Source organism: Sedimentibacter sp. MB31-C6 (genome assembly GCF_035934735.1).
Classification (GTDB): Bacteria; Bacillota; Clostridia; order Tissierellales; family Sedimentibacteraceae; genus Sedimentibacter.
Map to the genome: position 1 here is coordinate 1,549,069 of NZ_CP142396.1, position 13,108 is coordinate 1,562,176.

The following is a 13,108-nucleotide window of genomic DNA, read 5'->3' on the forward strand; positions in this document are numbered from 1 at the left end:
GAGTATAGAAAATAAATAAATTAAGTTTCAACTTAGGTTGGAACTTTTTTTTATTATATAGGAAAGTTCTCCTTTCCTATATAATAAAAAACTAGGAAGGACGGAACGTCCTTGCGAAGCAAATCTTTTTAATGAGAAATTGTATATCTTGACTTTATAAATACAAAGATATATAATGTATACGAACATACGTTTAGAGGAGAAAATATGGCTGAATTTAAAATAAAATCAGATTATAAACCTACTGGAGACCAACCAAAAGCAATTAAAAAAATTGCAGAGGGATTGAATAAAAATTTAAAATATCAAACATTATTAGGTGTTACAGGCTCAGGAAAAACTTTTACTATGGCAAATATTATCGAGAAGGTACAAAAACCTACACTTGTTTTAGCCCATAATAAAACATTGGCAGCTCAGTTATGTTCAGAATTCAAGGAATTTTTCCCCGATAATGCAGTCGAATACTTTGTTAGCTACTACGATTATTATCAGCCTGAAGCATATGTGCCAAGCAGTGATACATTTATAGAAAAAGATGCTTCAATAAATGATGAAATTGATAAGCTTAGACACTCAGCAACTGCATCTTTATTTGAAAGAAAAGATGTAATTATAGTTGCCAGTGTTTCATGTATATATGGACTAGGTAGTCCTATTGATTATGAGAATCTTGTTATATCATTACGTCCAGGGATGCAAAAGGATAGAGATGATGCAATAAAGAAGTTAATTGAGATACAATATAAAAGAAATGATATAAGTTTTACTAGGGGTACTTTTCGAGTAAGAGGAGATACTTTAGAGATTTTTCCAGCATCATCCTCAGAAAATGCTGTTAGAATAGAGTTTTTTGGCGATGAGATAGATAGAATAACTGAAATAAACACAGTTACAGGAGAAATTCTGGGAAGAAGAAATCATATATCCATTTTCCCAGCAACTCACTATGCAACTACAGAAGAAAATGTAAAAAGAGCAGTAGTTAGTATAAAGGATGAACTTCAAGAAAGATTAAAATATCTTGAAAGCGAAAATAAGCTACTTGAATATCAAAGATTAGAACAAAGAACAAATTATGATATAGAAATGCTTCAAGAAATGGGATATTGCAATGGTATTGAAAATTATTCTCGACATATAAATAATTTAAAGCCAGGAACAAGGCCATTTACATTGTTAGACTATCTTCCAAAGGATTTTCTTATGATTGTCGATGAATCACATGTTACATTACCACAGGTAAGAGGAATGTACAATGGAGACAGAGCAAGAAAAACTACATTAGTTGATTATGGTTTTCGTTTACCATCTGCTTTAGATAACAGACCTTTGAAGTTTGAGGAGTTTGAAAAAATTATAAATCAGGTGGTATTTGTAAGTGCAACTCCTGGACCATATGAAGCTGAGCATTCACAAAATGTTATAGAACAAATTATACGTCCAACGGGTTTGATAGACCCACCTATTTTTGTAAGGCCTGTTGAAAATCAAATAGATGATTTATTAAAAGAAATACGTATTTCAACAAGCAAAAATCAAAGAGTGTTGGTAACGACACTCACTAAAAAAATGGCTGAAGATTTGACATTTTATTTTAAGAATACAGGAATACGTGTTAGATATTTGCATTCTGACATCGACACATTGGAGAGATTAGAAATAATAAGAGATCTACGGACGGGAGAGTTCGATGTCCTTGTAGGAATCAATCTTTTAAGAGAAGGACTAGATTTACCGGAGGTTTCTCTTGTAGCAATACTTGATGCAGATAAGGAAGGATTTCTTCGTTCGGAAACTTCACTTATACAAACAGTAGGAAGAGCTGCACGAAATGTAGATGGCAGAGTTATTATGTATGCTGATAAAATAACAGGATCAATGGAAAGAGCAATAAAAGAAACGAATAGAAGAAGAGAAATTCAAGATAAATATAACAAGGATCATAATATTACACCTACAACAATAGTAAAAAGCGTTCGGGCTGTAATTGAAGCGACTAAGGTGGCTGAAAATGAAGAAAAATACACATCAAAACGTACAAAAATCCTTGATATGGAAGCTTACATCATAGAACTTGAAAAAGAAATGAAAATAGCTGCAGAAAACTTGGAATTTGAAAAAGCAGCCAAAATAAGAGATGAAATAAAGGAACTAAGTATGTCCTAAGAGAATAAGCAAATAGATGAATGAATTGTGAAACTATATTTAAGACCAAAATTGAAAGGATAACAAATGGATAAAATCGTAATAAGAGGAGCAAAGGCGAATAATCTTAAGAATATTAACGTTGAATTGCCAAGAGATAAACTTATTGTTTTTACAGGAGTTAGCGGTTCAGGAAAAACATCCCTTGCTTTTGATACTATATATGCAGAAGGGCAAAGACGATATGTAGAAAGTCTTTCCTCATATGCTAGAATGTTTTTAGGACAGATGGATAAGCCTGATGTGGAATCAATTGAAGGTTTATCGCCAGCAATATCTATAGACCAAAAAACCACTAACAAAAACCCACGTTCTACAGTGGGAACTGTTACAGAAATTTTTGATTACTATAGACTTTTGTTTGCAAGAGTAGGAACCCCCCATTGTCCTAACTGTGGAAAGCCAATAACAACTCAAACGATAGATCAAATTACAGACAAGGTATTAGAATATGAAGAAAGAACAAAAATTCAAATTTTAGCACCTATGGTAAAAAGAGCAAAGGGAACACATAAAAGGCTTCTTGAAAATATAAAAAAAGAAGGTTATGTAAGAGTAAGAGTTGATGGAGAGATTTTAGACTTAGAAGAAGAAATAAATCTTGAGAAAAACAAGAAACATAGCATTGAAGTTGTTGTTGATAGACTTATAGTTAAAGAAGGAGTGCAAAAAAGGTTAGTTGATTCAGTTGAAACAGCTCTTCAACTTTCAAATGGTATGGTGCTTATTGATGTTATGGGTATGGAAGAACTATTAATGAGTACAAAATTTGCTTGCACTGATTGTGGTATAGGTTTCGGAGAAATTTCTCCTAGGATGTTTTCATTTAATAACCCTATGGGAGCATGCCCTACATGCAATGGTCTTGGCGTTAAAAGAGAAATAGAAACTGATTTAATAATTCCAGATTATACAAAGTCTATAGGAGAGAGAGCAATTGTACCTTTTGGAGCAGAAGAAGATGGCTACTATTATCAAATTTTTAAAGCTATAGCTAAACATTACAAATTTGATATATCAAAACCTCTTTCGGAAGCTCCTAAGGAATATATAGATGAGATTCTTTATGGAACAAAGGGGAGAGAGATTACTGTAGAATTTAACAGTAAGTTTCAAGGTCCAAAAGAATACACTAGAGAGTTTGAGGGAGTTGTAAACAACCTTCAAAGAAGGTATATGGAAACAAAATCTCCAGATATGAGGGAATGGATAGAAGGTTATATGTATGAAAGCCCATGTCCTGAATGTCATGGCGCAAGATTAAATCCAATAAGTTTGGCTGTAAAGATAGATAATAAAAATATATATGATATAACTAAACTTTCTGTTTTAGATAGCTTAAAATTCTTTAATGAATTGGAACTAAGTCCTTTGAATATGGTTATTGGTAGTCAAATAATTAAAGAAATCAAATCAAGACTCCAATTTTTATCAGATGTTGGACTTAAATATTTAACTCTTGAAAGAAAAGCAAGCACATTATCAGGAGGAGAATCTCAACGTATTAGATTGGCAACTCAAATTGGATCGAGTCTTGTAGGTGTTTTGTATGTATTAGATGAACCAAGTATAGGACTTCATCAAAGAGATAATAGCATGTTGATAAAAACACTTAGAAATTTAACAGATTTAGGAAACACGCTTATAGTTGTAGAACATGATGAAGAAACTATGGAAAGTGCAGACTATATATTAGACATTGGTCCAGGAGCTGGAGTTAATGGGGGAGAAGTTATTGGATTTGGTACTTTAAATGATATTAAGAATAATGAAAATTCAATTACTGGTCAATATTTAAGTGGTAAGAAAAAAATTGAAGTTCCTGAAACAAGAAGAAAGCCAGAAAAGTTTATAGAAATTAAGGGAGCTAAAGAAAATAATTTAAAAAACCTCAACGTTAAAATACCATTAGGTTTAATGTGCTGTGTGACAGGTGTTTCTGGTTCAGGAAAAAGTTCATTAATAAATGAAATTTTGTCTAAAGGATTACATCAAAAATTATTTAGAAATACTAATCGTCCCGGAAAATATGATAAAATGCTTGGTGTAGAAAATATAGATAAGATAATCACTATTGACCAATCACCAATTGGGAGAACACCGAGGTCAAATCCAGCAACATATACTGGAGTTTTTGATTATATAAGAGATTTATATGCAATGACTAACGAAGCTAAGGAGAGAGGGTATAAAAAAGGTAGGTTTAGTTTTAATATAAAAGGTGGAAGATGTGAAGCATGTCGTGGTGATGGTATTTTAAAAATAGAAATGCACTTTCTTCCAGACGTATATGTTCCATGTGAAGTGTGCAAGGGTAAAAGATACAACAGAGAAACCTTAGAAGTAAAGTATAAGGGAAAAAACATATCCGATATATTGGATATGACAATAGATGAAGCTATAGAATTCTTTGAAAATATCCCTAAAATTTACAATAAAATTAAGACACTTCAAGATGTAGGTCTTGGCTATATCAAACTTGGGCAACCATCTCCGGAATTATCTGGTGGAGAAGCACAGCGTGTGAAGCTTGCATATGAGCTTAGCAAAAGAGGAACAGGCAAGACGTTGTATGTGCTTGATGAGCCAACAACAGGTCTTCATATGGCTGATATACACATGCTCATCGATGTTCTTAACAAGCTTGTTGAACAAGGTAATTCAATAGTAGTTATAGAGCACAACTTAGATGTAATTAAGACGGCAGATTATATTATTGACTTAGGTCCTGAAGGTGGAGACGGTGGAGGAGCCATCGTGGCAGAAGGCAATCCAGAGCAAGTTGCAAAAGTAAAAAAATCATATACAGGACAATATTTAAAGAAAATGTTGAAATAAAAGATAAAGGGCGCATTTTGAATGCGTTCTTTATCTTTTATTTATACTTATAAAATAATAATAGCAACTACAATTGTAGCAGCAATTCCGCATAAAACAGGAATTAAATTTTTTCTTGCTAAATCAGAAGGACTTACTTTACATATAGCTGCTACTGGAATAACTGCCCATGGGATTATTGTTCCACCATCTACCCATACAGTAATTATTTGACCTAAGGCCGCTAATCCGGCTTTGTTTATATCTATAAAATTTGAGAACGTGTATGCAAGTGAACCCACTATAGGAAGTCCTGAGAAACCTGAACCATCAAGACCTGTTATAATAGCAACAGAAGCTTGAGTTAATATTGTGGAGAACTTAGTCATTTGTATTTTTTCAGATAAGAAAATACTAATATCATTTAAAATACCAGGTGCATCTTCTCCAAATACTGCTAAAGCACCACTTTGATTACCAAGGAAGAAAAACCCTCCAATAAATATTACAGGAGCAAATACTGTAATACCAAATCCAAAACCTTCTTTTAAATAATCAACAACTTTGTCAAAAGCATCCTTAATATTAAAGCTTGTCAATGAAGCTATAATCATTATAACAATAGCTGTACCACCAACTAATGCAGTAGCATCTCCACCAGCTAAATTCAATTTAACCATAGCAATTATATCTATTGCAAAAGCTAATAATGTCATAATCGCTATAGGTTTAGCTGTTTTGCTTTTTTCTTTAATTATTAGATTTGGAGAGATTTCAGCAGATTGTAAATATAACAAAGAATTTTTCTTTAAATCTTTTTTCATTAAAATAAAGGCGACTATTACCGTAACTAAAGACATGGTAAACCATAAAGGTATTGATGCAGCTATGACTTCGTTAACCTCTATACCTGCTCCAGCTGCAGTTATAGCAGGTGCTCCCTGAATGAAAAAATCACTTGAAAGTGCAATACCATGACCAAATAAATTCATTGCAACGGCTGCATATATGGCAGGCAACTTAGCTTTTAAAGCTGCAGGAAGCAAAACAGCTCCTACAAGGGGTACGGCAGGACTTGGCCATACAAGCCAAGAAATTATCATCATAGTTAAACCAATTCCAAAAAAAGCCCAGGTGCTATTAACCATTATTTTTTTAATAGGAGACATAATTAAAATATCAGCGCCTATTTCTTGTAATGATTTAGACATTGCAACTACAAGTGAAATTATAACGATAATACTCCAAAACTCATTACCAGAAAAAATAATTGTATTAAAAATCGCTTGAACAGCAGAAATGATATTACCTGAATTAAGATATCCCATTGCAAATATACCAATAATACATGGGATAACAATATCCTTTTTCATTAACATGATAGCAAGAATAACTACAACCATGACAATGTACATATAGTGCATGGAAGTTAAAATCATAAAGATACCTCCTTAAATTATAAATATAAAGTTAGAATATTTTCTAAACATTTATCAACGCTTTTGAAATCCATGGAGTTAATATAAAAGATTTCTAAAAGTTCATGTTGTTTTTTTGTCTCAGAAAGTTTATTCAATGCGTTTTTTATTAACAAATCAAATATTTGTAAATTATTTTCAATTTCGGAAATGTGATTTTGCATTTTTTTAACGTCCATAATTTCATGTAAATTTATTATTTCATCATAGTTTTCATTTAGTATTTCTTCTGTACTTATAACCATAAGATTTAATTCAGGAATTAATAAGTGCTGAAGTTTTTCAGGATTTAATGGTCTATAAAAGCATTCTACATCGTAACCTTTTCTTATGCCTTCAACCAGTATTTTATCTAACAATTTAGAAGTATAGTTAGAATTTTCGCCTATGATTGCTAAAATTTTTTTTCCTTGACATAATGAATTTGTGTGTTTAATATATCCATTTGCTGTATATGATTCCGAAAATGATTTTTTAATTTTGCTATGCTTTATATCATGTAAGTCATTAGGATATATTTTTTTTATTGCTTCGTTACATACACTTTCAAATTTTTCTTTATCTGTAAACTTATCATAAATTGAATTAATTTCTTCAAATACAATTCCTGCAGATTTTAAATATCTATAAGCGCTTTTATAGAGTTGAGATTTGGCCTCATTTATTTGGATTATTTGACTTTTGTGTTTTTTTAGTTGATTATTATCAAGATATGCACCAAGATTAACTATCTCATCAACTACTCCTGGAATTTTTGGATCAATTGTATGAGGTGCAGTTCCATCAACAAAGGCAATTTTTATTTCAGGAATAATTACTCCGTCAAGACTGTTATTATCGCTGGAACAATGAATATATTCAATAGAAAAATCTTTTTCTTTCATTCTGTTACAAAATTTTTTCATAAAAGAGCTTTTTCCTACACCAGGTCCCCCCTTTAAAATATAAATACGATTTAATTCTGAAGGGTTAATTGAATTATCAAAATAACTAAAAAAACCCTTTGAAGTGTTATTGCCAGCAAAAAAATGTTTTTCTTTCAAACAAACTACCCCCTAAAGTTAGTATTTATGCATTATATGAAAAACATTGAGTATTGTTCAAAGAAATTATTTCTGGATAAAGACAAACCTAACCTTATGTGTTATAATAACAATTGGCAAAAAACTACTAGGAAGGTTAATATGAAATTAATAGTAGCAGAAAAACCCTCAGTGGCAAAAGACATTGCTAGGGTTTTAAAAATTAGAAATTCCAAGGACGGCTATATAGAAGGTCAAAAATACATAATAACATGGTGTATTGGACATTTGATTCAGCTCGCTTATCCCGAAGAGTATAATCCGGCATATAAAAGATGGAATATGAGGGATTTGCCAATATTTCCACGTAAATTTAAATACGCAGTCAATCCATCAACTTCAAAACAATATGAAATAGTAAAAAATCTTATGAATGATGAAAGAATTGAAGAAATAATATGTGCTACAGATGCTGGAAGAGAAGGTCAGCTTATTTTTGGGTATGTTTATATTAATTCAGGTTGTAAAAAACCAGTTAAACGCCTTTGGATAAGCAGTATGACTGATGAAGCAATACAAGAGGGTTTTGATAACTTAAGAGACAATAAAGATTTTTTCAGTCTTTATCAATCAGCAAGATCACGTTCAGAGGCAGATTGGCTTGTAGGAATTAACGCTACAAGGCTTTTTACAGTTAAATACAATCAAATGTTAACTATTGGAAGAGTTCAGACTCCAACTTTATCCTTAATTGTATCAAGACAAAAAGAAATTGATAATTTTGTATCTGAACCTTTTTATGAAATAGAAGCAGATTGTGAAATGTTTACAGCAACATGGTTTAATAAAAATGGTACAAGGATAAAAGAATTATCAATTGCTAATGAAATAGCTGACAAGTGTCAAAATAAAGAAGGAACTATAACTAAAATTAAAACTAAGAGAGCAACTGTTGAAAGACCATTGCTATACGATTTAACTGAACTTCAAAGGGATGGTAATAAAAAATTTGGATATTCAGCAGAACAAACACTAGAAGCTGCACAAAATTTATATGAAAAATATAAACTTACAACATACCCTAGAACTGATTCGAGATATTTAACAAAAGATATGAAAAATAAATTGAAAGGTTTATTATTGAATATTAAGGATGGTTGGGAAGGCTCCGAATATTGTGTGGATAAAATTATAAATCAAAAGATAAATGCAGATAAAAGAGTTATTAATGATTCAAAAGTATCAGACCATCATGCAATAATAGTTACTCCAAATATTAGAAATGTAAAATCAATAAGACTATCAGAAAGAGAAAAAAATATATTAAGATTAATCGTTGCAAGGTTCATTTCTGTTCTCGATAAAAAGCAGGAATACGATCAAACAAATATTGAATTGAAAATAGAAAATGAAAAATTTAAAGCAAGAGGGAAAAAAATAGTTATACCAGGTTGGAAAGAAATAGAAGATATAATACTTGGTAAAGTAAAACAAAATACTGATGATAAAGAAATAACTGCAAATATTAAAGTTGATGATAAAATAACACCAAAAGAAATTATAGTTCGTACAAAAAAGACATCACCACCTAAACTATATACAGAAGCAACTTTATTAACAGCTATGGAAACAGCAGGAAAACAAATAGAAGATGAAAAACTTAGAGAGGAAATGAAGGCTATAGGTTTAGGTACCCCTGCTACAAGAGCAGGTATAATAGAAAAACTCATTTCAGTAGGATATATAAAAAGAAATAAAAAAAACCTAATACCTACACAAAATGGAATACAATTAATAGAAATAGTTCATGAAAAATTAAAAAAACCAGATTTAACAGGTGAATGGGAAAGTAAACTAGGAAAAATCGCTAAAAAAGAGTCTTTACCACGAGACTTCATATATGATATAAAAAAATATGTAGCAGAGATTGTAAAAGAGGGAAAAAGGAGTACAATAAGAAATGTGAGATTTGAGGATATAAAAAAAAGAAAAAAACCAAACAATAAAGCAAAAAATAATTGACAACAATTTAAGGAGAAATTTATGGATTTTTTAATCGAAGGTATAATACAAATTACATGGCAACAGATTTTAATGTGGATAATAGGAGGTGCACTTATATATCTAGCCATAGCAAAAGAATTAGAGCCATCATTACTATTACCGATGGGTTTTGGAGCAATACTAGTAAATATTCCAATGTCTGGAGTACTAAATCAAAATTTACCAGGTATTGGAGAAGTTCAAGGAATAATTGATTGGCTATTTGAAGTAGGAATTGAAGCTTCAGAAATGATGCCTCTTTTACTTTTTATAGGAATTGGAGCAATGATAGACTTTGGACCATTATTATCTAATCCAAGGCTTTTATTATTTGGAGCAGCAGCACAATTTGGTATATTTGCTACAGTTTTAGTTGCTGCATTATTAGGATTCACTTTAAATGATGCAGCATCAATAGGAATTATTGGTGCAGCAGACGGGCCAACGTCCATATTAGTATCACAAGTATTAAAAAGCAATTATATTGGTCCTATAGCTGTTGCAGCATATTCATATATGGCATTGGTTCCTATAATTCAACCATTTGCTATTAAAATATGTACAACTGAAAAGGATAGAAAAATAAGAATGTCTTATAACCCTAAAAGTGTTTCTAGAATGACAAGGCTTTTATTTCCTGTTGTAGTAACTATAATAGCTGGACTTGTTGCACCGGCATCAATATCTTTAGTTGGTTTTTTAATGTTTGGAAATTTAATTAGAGAATGTGGTGTGTTAAGGTCATTGTCTGAAACGGCTCAAAAGGATCTTGTTAACTTAATTACTTTATTGTTAGGAATAACAATTTCAGCAAGTATGAAAGCTGAAACATTTATATCCTTTAATACACTGTTAATAATGGGACTTGGATTATTGGCATTTGTTTTTGATACGATAGCAGGTGCATTATTCGCGAAGTTTTTAAATTTGTTTCTTAAAGATAAAATCAATCCTATGGTTGGAGCTGCTGGAATTTCTGCATTTCCGATGTCATCAAGAGTAATACAAAAAATGGGAATTGAAGCAGATTCGCAAAATCATTTATTAATGCATGCAGTAGGTGCAAATGTATCAGGACAAATAGCATCTGTTATAGCCGGAGGAGTTATAATAGGTCTTGTACCTGGCTTAATGTAAGGAGGAAGTATAATGGAGCAAAATGTACTAAATTCAATAAAACTAATGGGAATGGGTATGCTTGCAATTTTTGTCGTTATAATAGTAATATATATATCAGTTAATATAATGTTAAAATTAACAAGTTCAAAATAAATAAGACAGTATGTAAACAATATTAATTGGGAGGATAAATATTTTGAGAATTAATAAAAACATGTATTTTATTGTAATACTTTTAATTATATGTGTTGGTTTAGTAGCTTTTTTTGGCATTAAAGCTGGACCAATACAAATTAAAAGTATTCAAGACATAAGATTTGGAATTGATATTAGAGGTGGTGTTGAAGCAATATACGAACCTAAAGACCTTGATAGGGAACCAACAGATAGTGAACTAGAATCAGCTAAGTTAATTATGGAAACAAGATTAGATTCACAAAATATTTTAGATAGAGAAATAACTATAGATAAAAACAATGGTCAAATTTTAATTAGATTTCCTTGGAAGTCAGGAGAAGCTGATTTTAATCCAGAAGAAGCAATATCAGAACTTGGAGAAACAGCAAAACTTACCTTTAGAGATCCAGAAGGGAATATACTAATTGAGGGTAAAGATGTAATAGAAAGTGAAGTAGAAATTGATAAGCAAATAAACCGACCGGTAGTAACATTAGTATTTAACGAAGAAGGAACAAAATTATTTGCAGATGCTACAGAAAAATTGATTGACCAACGAATATCAATTTATATGGATGAAACATTGTTATCTTCTCCTTTTGTAAAGAATAAGATAACAGATGGAAAATCTATTATTACAAATATGGAAAGTATGGAATATGCTGTAGAATTATCGGATAAAATTAGTGCAGGAGCTTTACCATTTTCACTTATATCGAAAAACCATAGTTCAATTTCACCTACACTTGGTTTTGGTGCTTTAGAAGTTATGGTAAAGGCTGGAATTATTGCTTTTGCATTAGTGTGTGTATTTATGCTTGTTTATTACAGATTGCTAGGTTTTGTAGCTTGCTTTGCACTAATATTGCAAATATCCGTTCAAATGTTAGCACTATCAATACCACAGATAACACTTACATTACCAGGTATAGCAGGTATTATACTATCTATAGGATTAGGAGTAGATGCTAATGTTATTATTTCAGAAAGAGTTATGGAAGAGTTGAGAATTGGTAAAACTTTAGATGGTTCCATAGAATCTGGTTATAAAAAGGCTTTTTCTGCAGTTTTTGATGGAAACTTAACTAGTATAGTCATAGCAATAATTTTGATGATATTTGGAACAGGTTCTATGCTTTCCTTCGCTTATACACTTATGGTAGGTTGTGTTCTTAACTTTATATCGGGAGTTGTAATATCAAGAATCATGACTATTTCTTTAAGTTTAAATAAAGTGTTTAGAAAAAAATCCCTATATGGTATAAAGTATAAGGAGGCTATCTAATGTTTGATTTCTATAAAAAAAGAAAAATATTTTTTGCAATATCTACTTTTATTATTATGCTTGGTATTATATCGGTACTTATAAATGGCATAGATTTATCTATACAATTTAAAGGTGGAGCAATAATTAAATACTCCTTTATTGGTGATATAGATACTAATGAGGTCGCTGATAAAGCTTCTTCAGTATTAAATAGAAACACTGAAGTTCAAGTAATTGAGGATATGGCAACTGAAGGCAAGAAATTAGTGTTGAACTTAGCAGGAAATAGTGGATTAGATTCAAGCGAACAACAAGAATTAGATAATATTCTTAAAACTGAATTTTCAGAATTAAATTTGCAGTTATCTGAATCTAACATGGTTGAGCCTTTCATAGGAAAAAGATTTTTGATAAATGGATTAATAGCAATTGCCTTATCTGCAGTTTTTATTATTTTATATGTAAGATTTAGATTCAAGAAAATATCAGGGTTATCAGCAGGAGTAATAGCTCTTATTGCATTGGCACATGATGTTTCTATAGTATTTTTCTCTTTTATACTATTTAAAATACCAATAAATGATTCTTTTATAGCTGTAACGTTAACTATAATTGGTTATTCAATAAATGATACAATAGTTATTTATGATAGGATTAGAGAAAACAAAAATCTACCTAAATACAAAAAAGTATCTTATGAAAATTTAGTAAATAATAGTATTAATGAAACATTGTCTCGTACAATTAATACTACTGTTACAACTGTAGCAAGCGTTGGAATTGTGTACATTTTTGCATATTTGTATAATATAGAGTCAATAACATCATTTGCTCTTCCAATGATGGTAGGTCTCATTAGCGGTTGTTACTCTACTATATGTTTAGCAGGCCCTATGATGATTATGTGGCAAAAGAAGAAAGCCGTTTAGATACCATAGGTTAGTATATAAAACACCTAAAATTATTAGGTGTTTTTC

General features: G+C 30.8%; 9 protein-coding genes. 7 read left to right on the plus strand and 2 right to left on the minus strand.

Going from position 1 to position 13,108, the window contains the following annotated elements; all coding sequences use genetic code 11:
• Positions 1–207: 207 nt before the first annotated feature.
• Positions 208–2,169 carry an excinuclease ABC subunit UvrB gene (gene uvrB / locus U8307_RS07435; RefSeq protein WP_326906577.1) on the plus strand — a complete coding sequence of 654 codons (1,962 nt, stop codon included), beginning with the start codon at positions 208–210 and terminating at the stop codon, positions 2,167–2,169.
• A gap of 66 nt (positions 2,170–2,235) precedes the next feature.
• A complete protein-coding gene (gene uvrA / locus U8307_RS07440; RefSeq protein WP_326906579.1) occupies positions 2,236–5,046 on the plus strand; it encodes an excinuclease ABC subunit UvrA in 2,811 nt (936 codons plus the stop codon).
• 47 nt (positions 5,047–5,093) lie between these two features.
• On the opposite strand, the gene U8307_RS07445 is transcribed toward uvrA, so the two are convergent.
• Positions 5,094–6,464: a hypothetical protein gene (locus tag U8307_RS07445; RefSeq protein ID WP_326906581.1), complete on the minus strand. Its 1,371-nt coding sequence runs from the start codon at positions 6,462–6,464 to the stop codon at positions 5,094–5,096.
• A gap of 17 nt (positions 6,465–6,481) precedes the next feature.
• The gene (locus U8307_RS07450) at positions 6,482–7,546 is read right to left on the minus strand and encodes a hypothetical protein (RefSeq protein ID WP_326906583.1); all 1,065 of its coding nucleotides are present in this window, start codon (positions 7,544–7,546) and stop codon (positions 6,482–6,484) included.
• A 141-nt stretch (positions 7,547–7,687) separates the two neighbouring features.
• Here U8307_RS07450 and U8307_RS07455 point away from each other — a divergent pair, with 141 nt between their 5' ends.
• The 5 genes from U8307_RS07455 to secF are packed head-to-tail and all read left to right on the plus strand — an operon-like array spanning position 7,688 to position 13,060.
• Entirely contained in the window at positions 7,688–9,547 is a 1,860-nt protein-coding gene (locus U8307_RS07455; RefSeq protein WP_326906585.1) for a DNA topoisomerase 3, read from the plus strand.
• Between the two features lie 21 nt (positions 9,548–9,568).
• A complete protein-coding gene (locus tag U8307_RS07460) occupies positions 9,569–10,705 on the plus strand; it encodes a sodium ion-translocating decarboxylase subunit beta (protein WP_326906587.1) in 1,137 nt (378 codons plus the stop codon).
• Positions 10,706–10,717: 12 nt separating this feature from the next.
• A complete protein-coding gene (locus U8307_RS07465) occupies positions 10,718–10,840 on the plus strand; it encodes a hypothetical protein (RefSeq protein ID WP_326906588.1) in 123 nt (40 codons plus the stop codon).
• A gap of 43 nt (positions 10,841–10,883) precedes the next feature.
• Complete coding sequence (gene secD, locus U8307_RS07470) at positions 10,884–12,149, plus strand: protein translocase subunit SecD (RefSeq protein ID WP_326906590.1); 1,266 nt, start codon at positions 10,884–10,886, stop codon at positions 12,147–12,149.
• Positions 12,149–13,060: a protein translocase subunit SecF gene (gene secF / locus U8307_RS07475; protein WP_326906592.1), complete on the plus strand. Its 912-nt coding sequence runs from the start codon at positions 12,149–12,151 to the stop codon at positions 13,058–13,060. Before secD ends, secF begins: the two co-directional genes overlap by 1 nt.
• Positions 13,061–13,108: the final 48 nt, after the last annotated feature.